This window comes from Nocardioides sp. GCM10028917, from assembly GCF_042666175.1.
Lineage (GTDB): Bacteria > Actinomycetota > Actinomycetes > Propionibacteriales > Nocardioidaceae > Nocardioides.
This window is the reverse complement of the sequence record NZ_JBHTFL010000003.1, coordinates 396,534-417,468: the sequence shown is the minus strand read 5'-3', so window position 1 is coordinate 417,468 and position 20,935 is coordinate 396,534. Positions and strand designations below refer to the sequence as shown.

Annotated in this window: 15 protein-coding genes and 1 tRNA gene; 13 read left to right on the top strand and 3 right to left on the bottom strand. The window is 70.0% G+C overall.

Going from position 1 to position 20,935, the window contains the following annotated elements:
* The first annotated feature begins 87 nt into the window (after nt 1-87).
* From gltB to pyk, 3 genes are all read left to right on the top strand, one after another.
* Complete coding sequence (gltB, locus tag ACFQW6_RS05345; RefSeq protein ID WP_378542032.1) at nt 88-4,629, top strand: glutamate synthase large subunit; 4,542 nt, start codon at nt 88-90, stop codon at nt 4,627-4,629.
* Nucleotides 4,630-4,691: 62 nt separating this feature from the next.
* Nucleotides 4,692-6,176 (top strand): glutamate synthase subunit beta, encoded by a 1,485-nt coding sequence (locus ACFQW6_RS05340; RefSeq protein WP_378542030.1) that lies wholly within the window; start codon nt 4,692-4,694, stop codon nt 6,174-6,176.
* A 113-nt stretch (nt 6,177-6,289) separates the two neighbouring features.
* Nucleotides 6,290-7,738 (top strand): pyruvate kinase, encoded by a 1,449-nt coding sequence (gene pyk / locus ACFQW6_RS05335; protein WP_378542028.1) that lies wholly within the window; start codon nt 6,290-6,292, stop codon nt 7,736-7,738.
* 69 nt (nt 7,739-7,807) lie between these two features.
* Here pyk and ACFQW6_RS05330 read toward each other — a convergent pair.
* Nucleotides 7,808-7,880 (bottom strand) — tRNA-Leu (locus tag ACFQW6_RS05330).
* Between the two features lie 40 nt (nt 7,881-7,920).
* On the opposite strand from ACFQW6_RS05330, the gene ACFQW6_RS05325 reads away from it, so the two are divergent.
* The 7 genes from ACFQW6_RS05325 (at nt 7,921) to ACFQW6_RS05295 (ending at nt 14,417) form a co-directional block, all read left to right on the top strand.
* Complete coding sequence (locus ACFQW6_RS05325) at nt 7,921-8,568, top strand: ANTAR domain-containing response regulator (RefSeq protein ID WP_378542026.1); 648 nt, start codon at nt 7,921-7,923, stop codon at nt 8,566-8,568.
* A gap of 201 nt (nt 8,569-8,769) precedes the next feature.
* On the top strand, nt 8,770-9,927 hold the full coding sequence (locus ACFQW6_RS05320; RefSeq protein ID WP_378542024.1) for a branched-chain amino acid ABC transporter substrate-binding protein: 1,158 nt from the start codon (nt 8,770-8,772) through the stop codon (nt 9,925-9,927).
* A 136-nt stretch (nt 9,928-10,063) separates the two neighbouring features.
* Nucleotides 10,064-10,993, top strand: coding sequence for a branched-chain amino acid ABC transporter permease (locus ACFQW6_RS05315; RefSeq protein WP_378542022.1), 930 nt, complete (start codon nt 10,064-10,066; stop codon nt 10,991-10,993).
* On the top strand, nt 10,990-12,129 hold the full coding sequence (locus tag ACFQW6_RS05310; RefSeq protein WP_378542020.1) for a branched-chain amino acid ABC transporter permease: 1,140 nt from the start codon (nt 10,990-10,992) through the stop codon (nt 12,127-12,129). Before ACFQW6_RS05315 ends, ACFQW6_RS05310 begins: the two co-directional genes overlap by 4 nt.
* Nucleotides 12,122-13,057: an ABC transporter ATP-binding protein gene (locus ACFQW6_RS05305; protein ID WP_378542018.1), complete on the top strand. Its 936-nt coding sequence runs from the start codon at nt 12,122-12,124 to the stop codon at nt 13,055-13,057. Before ACFQW6_RS05310 ends, ACFQW6_RS05305 begins: the two co-directional genes overlap by 8 nt.
* Nucleotides 13,041-13,757 (top strand): ABC transporter ATP-binding protein, encoded by a 717-nt coding sequence (locus ACFQW6_RS05300; RefSeq protein ID WP_378542605.1) that lies wholly within the window; start codon nt 13,041-13,043, stop codon nt 13,755-13,757. The genes ACFQW6_RS05305 and ACFQW6_RS05300 overlap by 17 nt, the downstream gene beginning before the upstream one ends.
* 90 nt (nt 13,758-13,847) lie before the next feature.
* A complete protein-coding gene (locus ACFQW6_RS05295) occupies nt 13,848-14,417 on the top strand; it encodes a GNAT family N-acetyltransferase (RefSeq protein WP_378542016.1) in 570 nt (189 codons plus the stop codon).
* Between the two features lie 36 nt (nt 14,418-14,453).
* Here ACFQW6_RS05295 and ACFQW6_RS05290 read toward each other — a convergent pair whose 3' ends face one another.
* Complete coding sequence (locus ACFQW6_RS05290; RefSeq protein WP_378542014.1) at nt 14,454-14,909, bottom strand: hotdog fold thioesterase; 456 nt, start codon at nt 14,907-14,909, stop codon at nt 14,454-14,456.
* An 84-nt stretch (nt 14,910-14,993) separates the two neighbouring features.
* Here ACFQW6_RS05290 and polA point away from each other — a divergent pair, with 84 nt between their 5' ends.
* Nucleotides 14,994-17,696, top strand: a complete 2,703-nt coding sequence (gene polA, locus ACFQW6_RS05285) for a DNA polymerase I (protein ID WP_378542012.1) — start codon at nt 14,994-14,996, stop codon at nt 17,694-17,696.
* On the opposite strand, the gene ACFQW6_RS05280 is transcribed toward polA, so the two are convergent.
* Entirely contained in the window at nt 17,690-18,958 is a 1,269-nt protein-coding gene (locus tag ACFQW6_RS05280; protein WP_378542010.1) for a polysaccharide biosynthesis protein, read from the bottom strand. The genes polA and ACFQW6_RS05280 overlap by 7 nt on opposite strands.
* Nucleotides 18,959-19,016: 58 nt before the next feature.
* Between ACFQW6_RS05280 and ACFQW6_RS05275 the strand changes: the two genes are divergently transcribed.
* Both ACFQW6_RS05275 and ACFQW6_RS05270 read left to right on the top strand, forming a co-directional pair.
* Nucleotides 19,017-20,693, top strand: a complete 1,677-nt coding sequence (locus tag ACFQW6_RS05275; RefSeq protein ID WP_378542008.1) for a hypothetical protein — start codon at nt 19,017-19,019, stop codon at nt 20,691-20,693.
* A 78-nt stretch (nt 20,694-20,771) separates the two neighbouring features.
* The gene (locus ACFQW6_RS05270; protein ID WP_378542007.1) at nt 20,772-20,930 is read left to right on the top strand and encodes a DUF2613 family protein; all 159 of its coding nucleotides are present in this window, start codon (nt 20,772-20,774) and stop codon (nt 20,928-20,930) included.
* Nucleotides 20,931-20,935: the final 5 nt, after the last annotated feature.

The following is a 20,935-nucleotide window of genomic DNA, read 5'->3' as shown; positions in this document are numbered from 1 at the left end:
CAGCGGTAACGTCCACCCCCCTCGCCTGTCGTGGACCAGCAAGATCCAGGTCCGCGGCGCGCGGAGACGACGACGGGAGAATGCCCCATGCACGCATTCCCGCCGAGCCAGGGTCTCTACGACCCTCGCCACGAGAAGGACGCCTGCGGTGTCGCCATGGTGGCGACCCTGACCGGTGAGGCCAGCCACGACATCGTGGCCAAGGCGCTCACCGCCCTGCGCAACCTCGACCACCGAGGCGCGGCCGGCGCCGAGGTGAACTCCGGCGACGGTGCCGGGATCCTGATGCAGGTGCCCGACGCCTTCCTCCGCGAGGTGGTCGACTTCGACCTCCCGCCCGCGAGGGCGTACGCCGTCGGCACCGCGTTCCTGCCCGGTGACGCCGACGCGGTGGCCAAGACCCGCCAGCGCATCGAGGAGATCGCCGACGAAGAGGGCCTCACGGTCCTCGGGTGGCGCGAGCTGCCGGTCGACGACAGCACGCTCGGTGCCACCGCGCGCAGCGTGATGCCGAGCTTCGCGCAGGTCTTCGTCGCGGGCCGTGGCTCCCGGGTGAGCGGGATGGCGCTGGAGCGGCGGGCCTTCTGCCTGCGCAAGCGCGCCGAGTCCGAGACCGAGGTCTACTTCCCCTCCCTCTCCTCACGCACCCTCGCCTACAAGGGCATGCTCACCACCGACCAGCTCGACCGGGTCTTCCCCGACCTGACCGACGAGCGGGTCGCCTCCGCGATGGCGGTCGTGCACTCCCGCTTCTCCACGAACACCTTCCCGAGCTGGCCGCTGGCCCACCCGTTCCGGTTCATCGCCCACAACGGCGAGATCAACACGGTGATGGGCAACCGCAACTGGATGCGTGCTCGCGAGGCGCTCCTCGAGAGCGACCTGATCCCCGGCGACCTCGAGCGGATCTTCCCCATCTGCACGCCCGGCGCCTCGGACTCCGCGTCGTTCGACGAGGTCCTCGAGCTGCTGCACCTCGCCGGCCGCTCGCTGCCGCACGCGGTGCTGATGATGATCCCGGAGGCCTGGGAGAACCACCGCGAGATGGACGCCAAGCGACGGGCGTTCTACGAGTTCCACTCGATGCTGATGGAGCCGTGGGACGGACCGGCGTGCGTCGTGTTCACCGACGGCACCCAGATCGGCGCCGTCCTCGACCGCAATGGCCTCCGCCCCTCGCGCTACTGGGTCACCGACGACGGCCTCGTCGTGCTCGCCTCCGAGGTCGGCGTGCTCGACCTCGACCCCGCCACGATCGTCCGCAAGGGCCGGCTCCAGCCGGGCCGGATGTTCCTCGTCGACACCGAGGAGCACCGGATCATCGAGGACGAGGAGATCAAGAGCCAGCTCGCCGCGGAGCAGCCGTACGACGAGTGGCTGCACGCCGGGCTGATCCACCTCGACGACATCGACGACCTCGAGCACATCGTGCACACGCACGCCTCGGTCACCCGTCGCCAGCAGATCTTCGGCTACACCGAGGAGGAGCTGCGCGTCCTGTTGAGCCCGATGGCCAACACCGGGGGAGAGGCGCTCGGCTCGATGGGCACCGACACGCCGATCGCCGCGCTGAGCGAGAAGCCGCGGATGCTGTTCGACTACTTCTCGCAGCTGTTCGCCCAGGTCACCAACCCGCCCCTCGACGCGATCCGCGAGGAGCTCGTGACCTCGCTCAGCGGGTCGATCGGGCCGGAGGCCAACCTGCTCGACCCGACCCCGGCCTCGTGCCGCCAGATCGTGCTTCCGTTCCCGGTGTTCTCCAACGACGACCTGGCCAAGATCCGCCACATCAACCGCAACGGCGACATGCCGGGCTTCCAGGTGCACGTGGTGCGCGGCCTGTACGCCGTCGAGGGCGGGGGAGCGGCGCTCGAGGCCCGCCTCGACGAGCTGTGCGCCGAGGTGTCGGCGGCCATCGCCGAGGGCGCGCGCATCATCGTGCTCTCCGACCGGCACTCGACCGCCGAGCTCGCCCCGATCCCGTCGCTCCTGCTCACCGGCGCCGTGCACCATCACCTGGTCCGGGAGAAGACCCGCACCCAGGTCGGCCTGCTGGTGGAGGCGGGCGACGTCCGCGAGGTCCACCACGTGGCCCTGCTGGTCGGCTACGGCGCGGCGGCGGTCAATCCCTACCTCGCCATGGAGTCGGTGGAGGACCTCGCCCGCGAGGCCTACTACGTCAAGGTCGACGCCGAGAAGGCGGTCGCCAACCTGATCAAGGCGCTCGGCAAGGGCGTGCTCAAGGTGATGTCCAAGATGGGCGTCTCGACGGTCGCGTCCTACACCGGGGCGAAGATCTTCGAGTCGGTCGGGCTGTCCCAGGCCGTCATCGACCGCTACTTCACCGGCACGGCCTCCAAGCTCGGCGGCATCGAGCTCGACACGATCGCCGAGGAGGTGGCCCGCCGCCACGCGACGGCGTACCCACGTGGCGGCATCGCGCCCGCGCACCGCGAGCTCGCCGTCGGCGGGGAGTACCAGTGGCGTCGCGAGGGCGAGCCGCACCTGTTCGACCCGGAGACGGTCTTCCGGCTCCAGCACGCCACCCGGTCCGGCAGCTACGACATCTTCAAGATGTACACCGACCGGGTGAACCAGCAGTCCGAGCGCCTGATGACGCTGCGCGGCATGTTCACGTTCAAGGACGGGCTCCGCGACCCGATCGACATCGACGAGGTCGAGCCCGTCTCCGCGATCGTCCGGCGCTTCTCCACCGGTGCGATGTCCTACGGCTCGATCAGCCAGGAGGCGCACGAGACCCTTGCGATCGCGATGAACCGGCTGGGCGGCAAGTCCAACACCGGTGAGGGCGGCGAGGACCCTGACCGGCTCTACGACCCCGAGCGCCGCTCGTCGATCAAGCAGGTCGCCTCGGGCCGCTTCGGCGTCACGTCGGAGTACCTCACGAACGCCGACGACATCCAGATCAAGATGGCGCAGGGCGCCAAGCCCGGTGAGGGCGGCCAGCTGCCCGGCCACAAGGTCTATCCCTGGGTGGCCAGGACCCGGCACTCGACGCCCGGCGTGGGCCTGATCAGCCCGCCGCCGCACCACGACATCTACTCGATCGAGGACCTGGCGCAGCTGATCCACGACCTCAAGAACGCCAACCCGTCGGCGCGCGTCCACGTGAAGCTCGTCTCCGAGGTCGGCATCGGCACCGTCGCGGCGGGCGTGTCCAAGGCGCACGCCGACGTCGTGCTGGTGTCCGGCCACGACGGTGGCACCGGCGCCTCCCCGCTCACCTCGCTCAAGCACGCGGGCGGTCCGTGGGAGCTCGGCCTCGCCGAGACCCAGCAGACGCTGCTGCTCAACGGCCTGCGCGACCGGATCGTGGTGCAGGCCGACGGCCAGCTCAAGACCGGCCGCGACGTGATCATCGCCGCCCTGCTCGGTGCGGAGGAGTATGGCTTCGCGACCGCGCCCCTCGTGGTCAGCGGCTGCATCATGATGCGGGTCTGCCACCTCGACACATGCCCGGTCGGCGTCGCGACCCAGAACCCGGTGCTGCGCGAGCGCTACAACGGCAAGGCCGAGTACGTCGTGAATTTCTTCGAGTTCATCGCCCAGGAGGTCCGTGAGCTGCTGGCCGAGCTCGGCTTCCGCAGCCTCGACGAGGCCATCGGCCAGGTCGGCACGCTCGACGTCGCCGGTGCCGTCGACCACTGGAAGGCCTCGGGGCTCGACCTCACGCCGATCCTCCACCAGGCCTCGGCCCACGGGGAGTTCGGGCAGTTCGAGCACCAGGACCTGCGCAACACGAAGACGCAGGACCACGGCCTCGCCAAGGCGCTCGACAACGAGCTCATCGCCATCGCCGCCCCGGCGCTCGAGAGCGGCGAGCCCGTGCGCGCCCAGGTCGCGATCCGCAACGTCAACCGCACCGTCGGGACCATGCTCGGCCACGAGGTCACCAAGCGCTACCGGGGTGACGGGCTGCCCGACGGCACGATCGACATCACCCTGACCGGCTCCGCCGGGCAGTCGTTCGGCGCGTTCGTGCCGCGCGGGGTGACCCTGCGGCTCGAGGGCGACGCCAACGACTACGTCGGCAAGGGCCTCTCCGGCGGTCGGCTGGTGGTCCGGCCCGACCGGGCCGCGACGTTCGAGGCCGCCGAGCAGATCATCGGCGGCAACACGATCGGCTACGGCGCCACGTCGGGGCAGATCTTCCTGAGCGGCCGTGTCGGGGAGCGGTTCTGCGTCCGCAACTCGGGCGCCACGGCCGTCGTCGAGGGTGTCGGCGACCACGGCTGCGAGTACATGACCGGCGGCGTCGTCGTCGTCCTCGGTCCCACGGGCCGCAACTTCGCCGCCGGCATGTCGGGCGGCTACGCGTTCGTGCTCGACCTCGACGAGCAGCGGGTCAACCCCGAGCTGGTCGAGCTCGCGCCGGTGACCGGCAAGGCCGCCGACGAGCTGAGGGCCCTGGTCGAGCAGCACGCCGAGGAGACCGGCTCCGCCGTGGCGACCTCGTTGCTGGCCGACTGGGACGCCTCCCTCACCCGCTTCACCGAGGTGATGCCGAGCGACTTCAAGCGGGTCCTCGAGGCCCGCGAGGAGGCGCTCGAGGACGGCCTCAGCGAGGAAGAGGCCGCCGCCCGGATCATGGAGGTGCTCCATGGCTGACCTGGCGGCACCGCACCACCGTCCGACGACCACACCCTGTCCTGCGAAGAAGGTGAACCAGCATGGCTGACCCGAAGGGCTTCCTGAAGCACGGCCGCGAGGTCGCTTCCCGTCGCGAGGTCGCCGAGCGCGTCCAGGACTGGGACGAGGTCTACCCCGACGGCATCGGCCGCGCGCTGCTGCCGATCATCAACACGCAGGCCGGGCGCTGCATGGACTGCGGCATCCCGTTCTGCCACCAGGGCTGCCCGCTGGGCAACATCATCCCGGAGTGGAACGACCTGGTCTGGCGTGACGACTGGGACGGCGCGATGGACCGGCTCCACGCGACCAACAACTTCCCCGAGTTCACCGGCCGCCTGTGCCCGGCCCCCTGCGAGACCGCCTGCGTGCTGGGCATCAACCAGGACCCGGTGACCATCAAGAACGTCGAGGTCTCGATCATCGACCGCGCCTGGGGCTCGGGCTACGTCCGCCCCCAGCCGCCGGAGTGGCTCTCGGGCAAGACCGTGGCCGTGATCGGCTCCGGCCCCGCCGGCCTGGCTGCCGCCCAGCAGCTCACGCGGGCCGGTCACACCGTCGCGGTCTACGAGCGGGCGGACAAGATCGGCGGGCTGCTGCGCTACGGCATCCCCGAGTTCAAGATGGAGAAGAAGCACCTCGACCGGCGCCTGGACCAGATGCGCCGTGAGGGCACGGTCTTCCGCGCGGGCGTGGACGTCGGCGGCGACCTGACAGGCGACAAGCTGCTCGACCGCTACGACGCCGTGGTGCTCGCCATGGGTGCGACCGCGGCGCGAGACCTGCCCGTGCCCGGCCGCGAGCTCGGGGGGATCCACCAGGCCATGGAGTTCCTGCCGCAGGCCAACCGTGTCGCACTCGGGGAGGCCGCGACCGCCGACGGCTCGGAGCAGATCGTGGCGACCGACAAGGACGTCGTCATCATCGGCGGCGGCGACACCGGCGCCGACTGCCTCGGCACGTCGATCCGCCAGGGCGCCCGCTCGATCACGCAGCTGGAGATCATGCCGCGGCCCGGCGAGGACCGGCCCGAGGGCCAGCCGTGGCCGACGTACCCCATGACCTTCCGGGTGTCCTCGGCCCACGAGGAGGGCGGCGACCGGGTCTACGCGGTGTCGACGCAGGAGTTCGTCGGCGACGACGACGGCCACGTCGCCTCGCTGCGGGTGGTCGAGGTCGACGCGAAGTTCCAGCCCGTCGAGGGCACCGAGCGCGACATCCCGGCACAGCTGGTGCTGCTCGCGATGGGCTTCACCGGTCCCGAGCGCACGCGCCCCGACGGTCCCGGCCTGCTCGACCAGCTGGGGGTGGACCTCGACGAGCGCGGCAACGTCCGGCGCGACGCGTCGTACGCCGCCTCCGTGCCCGGTGTCTACGTCGCCGGTGACGTGGGCCGCGGGCAGTCGCTGATCGTCTGGGCCATCGCCGAGGGCAGGAGCGCCGCCGCCGCCGTCGACGCCTACCTGACCGGCTCGACCACGCTGCCGGCGCCGATCAAGCCGCACGAGCGCCCGCTCGTCGTCTGAGCCGTCGCGGGCGGTGAGTGAGGCAGGTTTCTCCTCGCGAAAACCTGCCTCACTCACCGCTCGGCGCGGGTCAGGGGCTTTGGAACGATCCAATCTCCGATAGGGTGAAGCACGTGCGTAGAGCAAAGATCGTCTGCACCCTCGGTCCTGCGGTGAACACCCCCGAGGGGATCCGCGCCCTCGTCGAGGCCGGCATGGACGTCGCGAGGCTCAACATGAGCCACGGGGCGTACGCCGACCACGAGGCTGTCTACCGGCTGGTCCGGCAGGCCTCCGACGACACCGGCCACGCGATCGGCGTCTTCGCCGACCTGCAGGGACCGAAGATCCGCCTCGAGCGGTTCGCCGACGGCCCGGTGAAGCTCAAGCGGGGCGCCACCTTCACGATCACCACCCGTGACGTCGAGGGCACCGTCGACATCTGCGGGACGACGTACAAGGGGCTGCCCGGCGACGTGAAGCCCGGCGACCCGATCCTGATCGACGACGGCAAGGTCCGCCTGAAGGTCGTCTCGGTCGACGAGACCGACGTCGTGACCGAGGTCGTCGTGCCCGGCAAGGCATCCAACAACAAGGGCATCAACCTGCCCGGCGTCGCCGTGTCCGTCCCGGCGCTGTCGGAGAAGGACACCGAGGACCTGCGCTGGGCGCTCAACCTCGGCGTCGACTTCATCGCGTTGAGCTTCGTGCGCCATGCCGGCGACGCCGAGGACGTCCGCGCCGTGATGCGGGAGGAGGGCATCTTCGTACCGGTCATCGCCAAGATCGAGAAGCCCCAGGCGATCGACAACATCGACGAGATCGTCGACGCCTTCGACGGCATCATGGTCGCGCGCGGCGACCTCGGGGTGGAGTGCCCGCTCGAGGACGTGCCGATCCACCAGAAGCTCATCATCGACAAGGCCCGCCGCAACGCGAAGCCCGTCATCGTCGCCACCCAGATGCTCGAGTCGATGATCACCTCCCCGGCGCCGACGCGCGCCGAGGCGAGCGACGTCGCCAACGCCGTGCTGGACGGTGCCGACGCGGTGATGCTGTCGGGCGAGACGAGCGTGGGGGAGCACCCCATCGTCGCCGTCGAGACGATGGCCCGCATCGTGCAGTCCACCGAGGAGCACGGGCTCAGCCACATGGCGGCCGTGGAGTGGCAGCCGCACACCCGCGGGGGCATCATCGCGAAGGCGGCCGCCGAGGTCGCCGAGCGGGTCGAGGCGAAGTACGTCGTCGCCTTCACCGTCAGCGGCGACTCCGCGAAGCGGCTCTCCCGCTACCGCGGCCCCATCCCCGTCCTCGCGTTCACCCCCGTGCCGCGCACCCGCTCCCAGCTCGCCCTCACGTGGGGCGTCGAGACGTTCCTCGGTGCCGACGTGGAGCACACCGACGAGATGGTGCGCCAGGTCGACGAGGCGCTGCTCCACATCGGCCGGGTCAAGAAGGGCGACCTCGTCGTCATCATCGCCGGCAGCCCGCCCGGCATCCCGGGCTCGACCAACGCGCTGCGGATCCACCGGATGGGCGACGCCATCGACGGGGCCGCGCCGGCCTACCGCCGCACCCACTGAGCCGTCCTGGCGGTGCCCGAGCCACCGTCGGCGCGCCGCGGACGTGGCTCGGCCACCGCTGGGTCTCGGTGCCCCGGGTGAGATTCGAACTCACACTGGATGGTGTTTGAGACCACTGCCTCTGCCGTTGGGCTACCGGGGCGAATCGGCGTCGGAACCCTATCCGAACTAGCCTTGCCGTCGTGACGCAGCCCGTTGAGAGCAGCACCCCCGCAGACGGCGTACGCCGGGTCGTGATCGCCGAGGACGAGGCGCTCATCCGCATGGACCTCGCCGAGATGCTCGGCGAGGAGGGGTACGACGTCGTGGGCCAGGCCGGCGACGGTCAGCGGGCGATCGAGCTCGCGCGCGAGCTGCGTCCCGACCTGGTCATCCTCGACGTCAAGATGCCCGTGCTCGACGGGATCGCAGCCGCCGAGACGATCGCGGGGGAGCGGATCGCCCCGGTCGTCATCCTCACCGCGTTCTCCCAGCGCGACCTCGTCGCCCGGGCGCGCGACGCCGGCGCGATGGCGTACCTCGTCAAGCCGTTCCAGCGGGGCGACCTGGTGCCCGCGATCGAGATGGCGGTGAGCCGCTACGCCGAGATCACTGTCCTGGAGCGGGAGGTCTCAGACCTCCAGGAGTCCCTGGCGACGCGCAAGTCGGTCGATCGCGCCAAGAGCGTGCTTCAGGAGAAGCTCGGGCTGAGCGAACCCGATGCCTTCCGCTGGATCCAGAAGACCGCGATGGACCTCCGGTTGTCGATGAAGCAGGTCTCCGACGGTGTGGTGGAGCACGGGGTGGCCGGGCTCGCCGCCGGCGACCGCGGACCGACGGACGCCTCCTGATCCAGCGCTCGTCAAGGTCTGGTCAAGGCCGCGACCCGCATCCCGTGTTTCGAGCGGGTTTCCGGTACAGACCGGTTGGTCACGAAACTGCAACGGCACGCAACTCACGCGGTGCAATCGTGTCCCGGGCCACATTCCGAGTGTTAGGTTCCCGCCGAGAGGCTGCCGAGGTGGACAGCCCATAGAACTGTGGAGGGATCAATGATCCGCTCATCCAAGACGTGGCAGGCTGTCGCGTTCACGGCTGTGGCCGGCCTCGCGCTGACCGCGTGCGGCACGACCGACAGCGACGGCGGCAGTGACGCCGGCGGCGGCGAGGAGTGCAACTTCAAGATCGGTGCGATGGGTGCCCTCTCCGGCGCCAACGCCAGCATCGTCCTCCCGTCCGTGGACGGCGCCGAGCTGGCGATCAAGCAGTGGGACAACGACGAGTGCGAGGTGACCCTGGAGCGCTTCGACACCGAGGGTGACCCGGCCAAGGCCACGCCCGTCGCGACCCAGATCGCCGGCGACGACACCTTCATCGGTGTCCTCGGTGGCGCCTTCTCCGGCGAGACCCGCGCGACGAAGACCATCTACCAGGATGGCGGCGTCCCGATGATCAGCCAGTCGGCGACCGCGACCGACCTGACCCAGGAGGACCCGGTCGAGGTCTTCCACCGGCTCGTGCCCTACGACGACTACCAGGGCGCGGCGATCGCGAAGTACCTGACCGACGAGGTCGGCGCTTCCAAGGTCTTCGTCGTCGACAACTCCGAGGCCTACGGCGAGCCGCTGGCGGACCGCGTCGAGGAGACCCTCGGCGACGCGATGGTCCAGCGCGACAAGACGCAGGTCGGCCAGACCGACTTCGCGCCGACGATCTCGAAGATGGAGTCGGCCGAGCCCGACGCCATCTTCTACGGCGGCTACATCGCCGAGGCGGCTCCGCTGCTCAAGCAGATCCGCGACGCGGGCATCGAAGCCCCGTTCGTCGGTGGTGACGGCCTCTACGGTGCCGACTTCGGCAACGCCGTGGGCGACGCCGGTGAGGGCGCGGTCGTGATGTGCCCCTGTGCCCCGATCGAGGAGGACAGCACCTTCGCTGCCGACTTCGAGGAGGAGTTCGGCAGCGCGCCCGGCGCCTACGCCGCTGAGGGCTACGACGCGATGAGCGTCTTCCTCGCTGCGCTGGACGACGGCGCTCGCACCCGCGAGGAGGTCCTCGAGTTCGTCAGCAGCTACGAGGGCGAGGGTCTCAGCAAGGACATCGCGTTCGACGACGCGGGCGACGTCCCGAAGGAGCAGGTCTCCTACTGGGCGTACAAGAACGAGGGTGGCACGCTGACGCCCGAGGTCGAGGTCAAGCCCGAGGGCTGATCGAGGCACCATGCATGACACCGCGGGGGCGGCCGGCACTCGGCCGCCCCCGCTCCATGGCCCGGACCGGGCCGCACTACTGGGAGGGCCCTGAGTGGACTTCGACGCCTTGATCAGCGGGTTGGACCGTCACACGTTGGACGGCATCACCCGCGGATCCATCTACGCGCTCGTCGCGCTCGGTTACACCATGGTGTACGGCGTGATGAAGCTGATCAACTTCGCCCACTCCGAGGTGTTCATGGTGGGTACCTGGACGGTGCTCGGCGTCTACACCGTCCTCGGCGCCACGGCCGGCATGGGAGTCGGCGCCGTCATCGGCGCCACCGTCCTGGCACTCCTCGCCGCGATGCTCGCCTCGGCCGGCACCGCACTGGCCGTCGAGCGGATCGCCTACCGGCCGCTCCGCAAGAAGGGTGCTCCGCCGCTGATCTTCCTGATCACCGGCATCGGCTGCTCGATCGTGCTCGTCGAGACCTTCGGCCAGGTGCTGAAGGAGTTCTTCGGCCCGCCCTTCGGCCGCGTGACGGTCAACGTGCCCTCCGTGATCGAGACCAAGGTCGTCTTCACGATCCCCGGCCTCGACCTGCCTGTCACCAACACCCGGCTGCTGATCATCATCGGCGCCATCGTCATGATGGTCGCGCTGGACACGTTCGTGAACAAGAGCCGGCTCGGCCGCGGCGTCCGCGCCGTCGCGCAGGACCCGGACACCGCCTCCCTGATGGGCGTCAACCAGGAGCGCGTGATCATGCTCGTCTTCGTGCTCGGTGGCGCGATGGCCGGCGTCGCCGCCCTGCTGTTCACCATCCAGTACGACATCACGAAGTTCGACATCGGGTTCATCATCGGCATCAAGGCGTTCACCGCCGCGGTCCTCGGCGGCATCGGCAACCTGCGCGGTGCGCTGGTCGGCGGTCTGCTGCTGGGCGTGGTCGAGGTGTACGCCTCCCAGATCTGGGACTCCAGCTGGACCGACGTCACCGCCTTCATCGTCCTCGTCCTGGTCCTGATGTTCCGGCCCACCGGACTGCTCGGTGAGTCCCTCGGAAAGGCACGCGCATGAGCCAGATCTCCGACTCCCTCCGCGGCCTCCAGATCGGCAACCGCTGGGACCGAGCCCCGAAGTGGGTCCGCACCGTCGGCCTGCTGCTGGTGATCGCCTTCGCGTTCTACCTGCCGTTCCTCAACATCCTGCCGTTCGCCTACATCCGCACCGACCTGAACCCGACCGGTTCCGACTGGTCGAGCGTGCTGTTCCTCATCGTCGTCTACATGATCGTGGCCGTCGGCCTCAACGTGGTGATCGGGTTCGCCGGTCTGCTCGACCTTGGCTACGTCGGCTTCTACGCCCTCGGCGCCTACTCGGTGGCCCTGTTCGGGTCGCCCTCGTCGCCGGTCGTGGAGTCGCTGCAGTCGCGCTTCGGCCTGTCCGACGAGTGGGCGGTCCCATTCGTCATGTGCATCCCGATCGCGATCGCGATGTCGCTCACGGCGGGTGTGATCCTCGGCGCCCCGACGCTGCGGCTGCGGGGCGACTACCTCGCCATCGTCACTCTCGGGTTCGGCGAGATCATCCGCATCACCGCGCGCAACCTCGACCCCATCACCGGCGGTGCCGCGGGCATCACCCAGGTCCCCGTGCCGCCCGGGCCGGAGATCGACGGGCGGTCCTTCTTCAACACCATCGACGCCGAACGCTGGTACTGGCTGGCGCTCGTCATCCTCATCATCATCGTCTGGCTGGCCAGTCGCCTGGAGCACAGCCGCGTCGGTCGTGCCTGGCTGGCCATCCGCGAGGACGAGGACGCCGCGGCCGTGATGGGCGTCGCGGGCTTCAAGTTCAAGCTGTGGGCCTTCGCGATCGGCGCGTCCGTCGGCGGGCTCGCCGGGCTGCTGTTCGGCAGCAAGCAGCAGTACGTCGAGCCCAACGCCTTCATGCTGAACCTGTCGTTCCTCTTCGTGGCCATGGTGGTCATCGGAGGCTCGGGCAACATCGTCGGCGTCCTCGTCGGTGCCTTCCTGCTGACCTACCTCCCCGAGCGGTTCCGTGAGCTCCAGGAGTGGCGTCCCTTCGCCTTCGGGCTGGCGCTGGTGCTGGTGATGGTCCTCCGACCCCAGGGCCTGGTGCCGAGCAGACGACGAGCCGCAGAGATCGAAGATCGACGACACGAGGCCGAGGAGGCTGCCGCAGATGCCTGAGCACGAGATCGAGGGCGCCGAGGTGCTCGAAGACACCTCCGACCACGACGTGATCGCCCTCGAGACGTCCGGCGCCGTGGGTGAGGTCCTGCTCGAGGTGGACCACGTCACGCTCCGCTTCGGCGGCGTGGTGGCGCTGAACGACGTCAACTTCGAGATCCGCCGGGGTGAGATCCTCGGCCTGATCGGTCCCAACGGCGCCGGCAAGACCACCTGCTTCAACGCGATGACGGGTGTCTACACGCCGACCGAGGGGACGATCCGCTTCAAGGGCCAGGAGATCGCGGGCACCAAGCCGCACAGGATCAACCACCTCGGCATCGCGCGCACGTTCCAGAACATCCGGCTCTTCCCGGAGATGTCAGCCCTCGAGAACGTGATGGTCGGGTGCGACGCCCGCCACAGGACGAGCGTGCTCGGAGTGCTGTTCCGTGCCTACCGGGTCCGCCCCTCCGAGAAGGAGCTGCCGTCGAGCGGCATCCGCCGCAGCTTCGCGAAGGTGTTCGGCATCAGTCGCCACACGCTCGAGGAGCGGGCCGGTCGGCGCCGGTCGATGGAGCTGCTGCGCTTCGTCGGCATCGCCGATCGGGCCAACGAGACCGCGCGCAACCTGCCCTACGGCTACCAGCGTCGCCTCGAGATCGCCCGAGCCCTGGCCACCGAGCCCGAGCTGATCTGCCTCGACGAGCCGGCGGCCGGCTTCAACCCCGCGGAGAAGGAGGACCTGATGGGTCTGATCCGCCGCATCCGCGACCTGGGCCACACGGTCCTGGTCATCGAGCACGACATGAAGCTGGTCCTCGGCGTGACCGACAGGATCGTCGTGCTCGAGTTCGGCCAGAAGATCGCCGAGGGCACCCCGGAAGAGGTCGCCCGCAACCCGAAGGTCATCGCCGCCTACCTGGGAGAGCCTGACGATGCTGCTTGAGATGAAGGACGCCGTTCTCAGCTACGGCAAGATCGAGGCGCTGCACGGCATCAGCGTGCAGGTCGCGGAGGGCGAGGTCGTCTCGCTCATCGGCGCCAACGGCGCCGGCAAGACCTCGACCATGCGCGCCCTCTCGGGCGTGCGCGGACTCTCGGCCGGGTCGGTGGTGTTCGACGGCCAGGACGTCACCAAGATGCGTGCCGACCAGCGCCTGCGCAAGGGCCTGGTGCTCTGCCCCGAGGGCCGCGGGATCTTCCCGGGCATGACCGTCACCGAGAACCTCAACATGGGCGCCTACACCCGCAAGGACAAGGCGGCCATGGAGGAGGACTACGACCGGGTGTTCGATCTCTTCCCGCGCCTGCAGGAGCGCAAGAAGCAGATCGCCGGCACGTTGTCGGGCGGCGAGCAGCAGATGCTCGCCATCGGACGGTCCTTGATGTCGCGTCCCAAGCTGTTGATGCTCGACGAGCCGTCGATGGGCCTCGCCCCGATGTTGATCCAGCAGATCTTCGACATCATCACCGAGATCTCGCAGCAGGGCACGACCATCCTCGTCGTGGAGCAGAACGCCAAGCAGGCGCTCTCGCGCAGCGACCGGGCGTACGTCCTCGAGACCGGCAACATCGTGAAGTCCGGCACGGGTGCCGAGCTCCTCGACGATCCCTCCGTGCGCGAGGCCTACCTCGGCGTAGCCTGATCCCGGCAACGGGGATAGGGTCTGTCCCGGCGTGGTGCCGCGAGAGGGCGGCAGGGGGCCACGGTGGGTGCTCGAGGAAGTGGTGGATCGATGAGTCGGACGCCGGTGACCGTACGCGTGGCGGAGACCACGGACGTCCCCTCCCTGCGTGAGCTGTGGGGCGACATCCTCCGTCGCGGTGCGCTCGACGAACAGCTTGCCGACGTGGCCGGGATCGTGGCCACCGCCGATTCCCGCGAGGACCAGTGCGTGGTCGTGGCGGAGGTCGACGGCGAGGTCGCGGGCGCGGTCTACCTCGAGGCGACGACGTTCACCCCGCTCAACCTCGAGCGGGCCGTCCTGGCGGTCTCACCGCACGTGTTCAGCCAGTTCCGACGCAAGGGCGTGGGCAGCGCGCTGATGGAGGCGGCCTGCCGGTTCGCCGAGCAGCACGGCATCAGCCACGTCCAGACGGCTGCGGCCGCCGAGGCGCGCGACGCCAACCGCTTCATGGCGCGCCTGTCGTTCACCCCGCAGGCGACCCTGCGGGCGGCCACCACGAGCGCCGTGCGCGCGCGGCTGCCGCAGTCGCGGCAGGCCACCCAGGCGGCGACGAGCAGGCAGCGCATCGACCGGGTCCTGGCGGCCCGGCGGATCCGCCGCGAGCGCGTCCCCGGCTGAGCCGGGGTCCCCGCTGCCAGGCGCCCTCGCGGTGCGTCAGGGCTTCGGGGCGTCCAGCAGCGCGCACGTGATGCGCGAGGTGCATACGCGCCGGTCCTGCTCGTCGGTGACCACGATGTCGTACGACGTCGAGGACCGGCCGAGGTGGATGGCGGTCGCGACGCCGGTGACCAGGCCCGAGGTGGCCGCGCGGTGGTGGGTGGCGTTGATGTCCACCCCGACGGCGATCTTCGCCGGATAGGCGTGGATGGCGGACCCGATGGAGCCCAGGGTCTCGGCGAGCACGACGGACGCGCCGCCGTGCAGGAGGCCGAACGGCTGGGTGTTGCCCTCGACGGGCATGGTGGCGACGACCCGCGCCGCGGATACCTCGACCAGCTGCACGCCCATCTTGTCGTTGAGGCGACCGTTGCCCTGCGGGAGGAAGGCGATGAGCTCCTCGACGCTCAGGTCCGCCAGCGACGTGGGAGGGGTGCCGGGTGTCTCGCTCATGGCGTCATTGTGTCGGAGCCGAGCGGGGTGACGGCGCCGGGGCTGGGGACGTCTGCTGTCGGTCGCGACGGATAGAGTCGGCGGGTGCCTGAGACGAGCGAGACGACCCGCCCCCGCCTCCTCCTGCTGGACGGCCACTCCTTGGCCTACCGGGCGTTCTTCGCGCTGCCGGTGGAGAACTTCGCGACCGCCTCCGGGCAGCACACCAACGCGGTCTACGGCTTCACCTCGATGCTCGTCAACGTGCTGCGTGACGAGCAGCCGACCCACGTGGCGGTGGCGTTCGACAAGTCGCGCCAGACCTTCCGCTTGGAGGAATACAGCGACTACAAGGCCAAGCGCAACAAGACGCCCGACGAGTTCGGCAGCCAGCTGCCGCTGATCCGGAAGGTGCTCGACGCGCTCCACATCCAGCACCTCTCGATGGAGGGCTACGAGGCCGACGACATCATCGCGACCCTCGCGACCCAGGCGCTCGCGGAGGGGATGCAGGTCCTCATCATGACCGGCGACCGCGACTCCATCCAGCTCGTCACCGACGACTCCACCGTCCTCTACACGATGCGGGGGGTGAGCGAGCTGGCGCGGCTGACGCCCGCCGCGGTGCAGGAGAAGTACGGCGTCCCGCCCCACCGCTATCCCGAGCTCGCGGCGATCGTGGGGGAGACCTCCGACAACCTGCCGGGCGTGCCGGGCGTCGGCCAGGGCTACGCGGCGAAGTGGATCAACCAGTTCGACGGCCTCGACAACGTCATCGCCCGTGCCGACGAGATCACCGGCAAGAAGGGCGAGGCGTTGCGCGCCCACCTCGGCGACGTCATCCGCAACCGCCGGCTCAACGCCCTCGTGCGCGACCTGACCCTGCCGGTGCGTCCCGACGGTCTGGCCCGGCAGCCGTGGGACCGCACCGCCGGCCTCGAGCTCCTCGACGAGCTGGAGTTCCGCGGCGAGCTGCGCACCCGGCTGCTCGACACGATCGACCCCGACCCGGGCGACGTGGCCGAGGCCGAGTCCGGCTTCGAGCTCGACGGACGCCGCCTGGGCGCGGGCGAGGCCGCGTCCTGGCTCGCCGAGCACGCGCCCGCCGGCACGCGGGTGGGCGTGTCGGTGCAGGGCAGCTGGCGCGCCGGCACGGGCGAGGTGCTCTCGCTCGCCGTGGCGACCCGCGAGGGGCAGGCGGCCTGGATCGACGTGGCCGACATCGGCACCGACGACGACGCCGCGGTCGCGACGTGGCTGGCCGACCCGGAGCGTCCCAAGGCGATCCACGACGCCAAGGGGCCCGCGCTCGCCCTGGCTGCGCGCGGGTGGGGACTGGCCGGCCTCGAGGTCGACACCGCGCTCGCCGCCTACCTCGTCCAGCCCGACCAGCGGTCCTACGACCTCGCCGACCTGACGCTGCGCTACCTCAAGCGCGAGCTGCGACAGGACACCGTCGACGCCGACCAGCTCAGCTTCGACGCGATGGACGACACGACGGCCAGCGACACCGCGATGCTGACCGCTCGGGCGGTCCTCGACCTCGCCGACGCGCTCGACGACGCGGTCGAGGAGCACGGCGGCACCCGCCTCCTGCGCGAGGTCGAGCTCCCGCTCATTGCCACCCTCGCCCGCATGGAACAGGTGGGCATCGCGGTCGACATCGACTACCTCGAGGCCCTGGAGTCCGAGTTCAGCGACCAGGTGCGTGCCGCGGCGACCGACGCCTACGACGTCATCGGCAAGGAGATCAACCTCGGCTCGCCCAAGCAGCTGCAGGTCGTGCTCTTCGACGAGCTCGACATGCCCAAGACCAAGCGCACCAAGACCGGGTACACCACCGACGCCGACGCCCTCCAGCAGCTCTTCGAGAAGACCGAGCACCCCTTCCTGCAGCACCTGCTGCGCCACCGCGACGTGATCCGCCTGCGCCAGACCGTCGAGGGCCTGCTCAAGACCGTCGCCTCCGACGGCCGCATCCACACGACCTACAACCAGATCATCGCGGCGACGGGCCGGCTCTCGAGCACCGACCCCAACCTGCAGAACATCCCGATCCGCACCGAGGCGGGTCGCCGCATCCGCGAGGGCTTCGTCGTCGGCCCCGACGGCGAGTCGTTGATGACCGCCGACTACAGCCAGGTCGAGATGCGGATCATGGCCCACCTGTCCGAGGACGCACTGCTCATCGAGGCGTTCCGCTCCGGGCAGGACTTCCACTCGATCACCGCCGCCCGCGTCTTCGGCGTCGCCGCCGAGGACGTCAGCGTCGAGCAGCGCGCCAAGATCAAGGCGATGAACTACGGCCTCGCCTACGGCCTGTCCGCCTTCGGCCTCTCGCAGCAGCTGCGCATCGACACCTCGGAGGCGCGCGGGCTGATGGACGAGTACTTCGAGACCTTCGGCGGCGTCCGTGACTACCTCGGCGGCATCGTCGACGAGGCCCGCCGCTCGGGCTTCACCGAGACCATCCTGGGCCGCCGCCGCTACCTGCCAGACCTCACCAGCGACAACCGCCAGCGCCGTGAGATGGCTGAGCGGATGGCCCTCAACGCGCCGATCCAGGGCTCGGCAGCCGACCTGGTCAAGGTCGCCATGCTCGGCGTCGAACGCGCGTTGGTGGAGCAGGGGCTGCGCTCCCGCATGCTGCTCCAGGTCCACGACGAGCTCGTCTTCGAGGTGGCACCGGGGGAGGGCGAGGCGCTCGCTGCCCTCGTCCGGGCGGAGATGGGTGGCGCCGCCGACCTCGCCGTGCCGCTCGACGTCTCCATCGGCACCGGGCGCAGCTGGCACGACGCCGCTCACTGAGCGGTCGCGCGCTCCTTCAGCTTGACGAAGCTGATGGGGAGCAGCACCGCCAGGAGCACGAGCTCGACGGTGAGCACGACCGCCAGCAGCCCGGCCACCGTTGACACGGTCGTCGAGGCGACGACCACCACGACGAGCAGCGCCACCCAGACGAGCACCATGGAGGCGGTGCCCTGGCGCGCCAGCACCGAGTAGACGAGCAGCTGGAGGACCGCCATGCACGTCCCGAGGAGGGCGAACACCCACAACAGGTCGGAGACTTCCTCGTAATCCTGGCCACCCGCGAAGACCAGCACCAAGTCCGGCAGGACAGCCGTCGCGAGGACGCAGGCCCCACCGAGGGCGCTGACGGCGGCGATGCTTGCGAGGAGCGCGCGGACGGGGTTGAGGCTTCCTGACATCGAGGGGAATGCGACGACGACGACGAACTGCGGCAGGAACATCACGGCCCGCGAAACGATCAGGCCGGCGGCGTAGAGGCCCGAGTCGTGCGAGTCCAGCACCGAGCGACCGATCAGCATGTCGACGTTGGTGAGCGCGAAGTAGGCGAACAGTGCCTGCGAGTTGACGGCCGCTTCCTTGATCACGGGCAGGAAGCCATGACGTTGGTGGGTGTCGCCCGACTCGCGGACGTGCCGCAGGACGACGAGTCCGTAGAGGAACGGCGCGAAGTAGCCCACAGCGACGCCGAGGAACGCCATGAGTTCCGTGGGCCGCCAGAGGATCAGTGTGAGACCGATGACCAGCCGCGGGACTCCAGCGAGCACGTACATGATCGCAAGCTCGCGCCAGCGGCGCTCGCCCTGCAGGATGCCCATCTGCGCACCCGTCATCGTCATCGGCACGGCCGCGACCGCGATCAGCATGGCCATCGGGACGCTGTTGAGATCGAGCAGGTGGTTGATGAGTGGGGCGCTGAGGAGCAGAACGCCGCCGAGCAGCAGAGATGCGCGCGACGACACCCGCAGGATTCCGCGCTCGATCTGGCCGACGTGACCCGGGTCGGCGCTGATGCGGCGGGCAGCCGTTGCCTGGAGGCCGAGCATGACGACACTGACGATCATCACGAGGTTCATCAGCGCGAAGAAGGCGCCGTAGGGGACGGGGCCGATGATCCGTGCGGCGACCATGGTGAACGCGTAGGTGGCGACGTTCATAAGCATCATCGCGACGGCGATCTGCCCACTGCCGGTCAGCAGGCCGCCAGATCCGCGGCGAGGGCCGGTCGCCGCCTGCGACCGGTCGCCGGCTCGTGTGGACATGCGGCACACCCTAAGGTGTCCCACCGTGGGAGGACGGGTCGATGCGGGGACGCCACGCATGCGCGGGCTCCTGCTGCAGACGGCCTGGGCTGCGGTGCTCGCGGTGCTGCTGCTCGGCGGCGCGCTCGGCCCTGGCTACGTCCTGAGCTACGACATGGTGTGGGTTCCCGACCTGGCCCTACGTGGGGACGTGCTCGGACTCGGGTCAGCGCTCCCGCGTGCCATCCCGTCCGACGCAGTCGTCGCCGCCCTGGACGAGGTGCTCGGCGGCATGCTGCTGCAGAAGGTCGTCCTCGTCGGCGTCCTGGTGGCCGCGGGCACGGGCTTTGGTGCCCTGACCCGCGACCGGACGACCGCCGCGCAGCTGGTGGCGGTGAGCATCGGCCTGTGGAACCCCTTCGTCGTCGAGCGACTCCTGCTCGGACACTGGCCCCTGCTGCTGGGCTATGCCGTCCTTCCGTGGCTGGTGGTCGCGCTGAGCGACCTCGACGCAGGTCGTGCCCGCCTACCCGCCCGCGTGCCGGCACTGCTGGTGCTGGGCAGCCTGAGCGCCAGCGCGGGCCTGGCATCGGCGCTTGTCGCGTTCGCCGTCGCCGGGCGGCGGCTGGGGCGCCGCGGGTCGGCACTCCTGGCGGCCTGTGTGGCCGGCGCCAATGCGCCCTGGATCGTGGCAGGGCTGGTCAGCCCCGCCACGTCGTCGTCCGACCCCCTGGGTGCCCTCGTCTTCGCCACGGCGGACGAGGGGCTCATGGTGGGTCCTGTCGCGGCATTGTCGTTCGGCGGGGTGTGGAACGCCGAGGTGGCTCCCGGATCGCGTCTCGGGCTCGCGGGACTGGTCGGCACTCTGCTCCTGGTCACGGCGGCCGTCGCGGGAGCGGTGCGGATCGCGCGTGGCGCGCGTGAGCCGCGCCTCCCGGCGCTCGCAGCGTGCTGGTGCGTCGGTTGTGGACTCGCCGTCGTCAGCTGGGCGACACCCGGAGCGATCGGCTGGTTGAGCGAGAACATGCCGGCCGGGGGATTGCTCCGCGACGGTTCACGCATGCTCGGGCTCACGGTTCCGCTGGTTGTCGTGCTCGTGGCCGTCGCGGTCGACGGGGTGATCGGCCGGCTGCCCGACCGGGCGACTGTCGTTGTCGTCGGTGGAGCGCTGGCACTGCTCCCCGTTTCGCTGATGCCCGACGCGGCGTGGGGTGCTGGGGGGAAGTTGGACGCGGTGCGCTATCCCGCGGCGTACGAGAGAGCACGAGCTGCGGTGGCCGGCGCGCCGCGGGGAGCAGCCGTATCGCTGCCGTTCGTGTCCTACCGGGCCCCGGCCTGGAACGGGGGTCGTCGGGTGCTCGACCCGCTGCCCCGGTACCTGGACCGGCCGACGGTCGTCAACGACGTCCTGATCGTCTCAGGCCGCGGGCTGGCCGGGGAGGATCCGCGGTCGGCGACCGTCGCGCGCGCCTTGCAGGCACCGACACCGGCAGAGCGCTCGACGGCCCTGCGCGCCGCGGGGATCTCGGTCATCGTGGGGGAGGAGATCGAGGGCTATCCGGTCCCTGACGTTGAAGGGGAGAAAGTGCTGGTCGGCGATCTGTCGGTGACCGTCCTCGGCGTTGCCGAGCAGCGCGACGTATCCCGTGGCCGCCTTGCGGTGCTGGCGTCGGCGTGGATGGTGTGGGTGGCCGTGCTGCTCGGACCGCTCGCCCTGCTCGCCCGCCGCATACGCGCGTCGGTGACTCGCCAGTAGGTTTTCCTCCCGAGATTCCTCGTGCCGTCCCTTCGGCTGCTACGGTGGCCGTCACACTCTGGGAAGGACACTCGCATCATGGGTTCTGTCGTTGCGCCGATCGTGAGCATCGTTGCCGGCGCCGTCCTTGGCGTCTCGACGATCATGGGGGTCGTGTCGTCCCAGACCGCGGCACCTGAGAACTCCCCGGGCAACGCCGAGTCTCCGACGCTGGAGTACGGCACCCTCACCGAGTGACTCGG

Bases quoted from the DNA above. Each gene is read 5' to 3' on its own strand.
- ACFQW6_RS05280 (WP_378542010.1), bottom strand. From the start codon at position 18,958: ATGTCCACACGAGCCGGCGACCGGTCGCAGGCGGCGACCGGCCCTCGC.
- ACFQW6_RS05305 (WP_378542018.1), top strand. From the start codon at position 12,122: ATGCCTGAGCACGAGATCGAGGGCGCCGAGGTGCTCGAAGACACCTCC.
- gltB (WP_378542032.1), top strand. From the start codon at position 88: ATGCACGCATTCCCGCCGAGCCAGGGTCTCTACGACCCTCGCCACGAG.
- ACFQW6_RS05320 (WP_378542024.1), top strand. From the start codon at position 8,770: ATGATCCGCTCATCCAAGACGTGGCAGGCTGTCGCGTTCACGGCTGTG.
- ACFQW6_RS05340 (WP_378542030.1), top strand. From the start codon at position 4,692: ATGGCTGACCCGAAGGGCTTCCTGAAGCACGGCCGCGAGGTCGCTTCC.
- ACFQW6_RS05295 (WP_378542016.1), top strand. From the start codon at position 13,848: ATGAGTCGGACGCCGGTGACCGTACGCGTGGCGGAGACCACGGACGTC.
- ACFQW6_RS05310 (WP_378542020.1), top strand. From the start codon at position 10,990: ATGAGCCAGATCTCCGACTCCCTCCGCGGCCTCCAGATCGGCAACCGC.
- ACFQW6_RS05270 (WP_378542007.1), top strand. From the start codon at position 20,772: ATGGGTTCTGTCGTTGCGCCGATCGTGAGCATCGTTGCCGGCGCCGTC.
- ACFQW6_RS05275 (WP_378542008.1), top strand. From the start codon at position 19,017: ATGCGCGGGCTCCTGCTGCAGACGGCCTGGGCTGCGGTGCTCGCGGTG.
- ACFQW6_RS05290 (WP_378542014.1), bottom strand. From the start codon at position 14,909: ATGAGCGAGACACCCGGCACCCCTCCCACGTCGCTGGCGGACCTGAGC.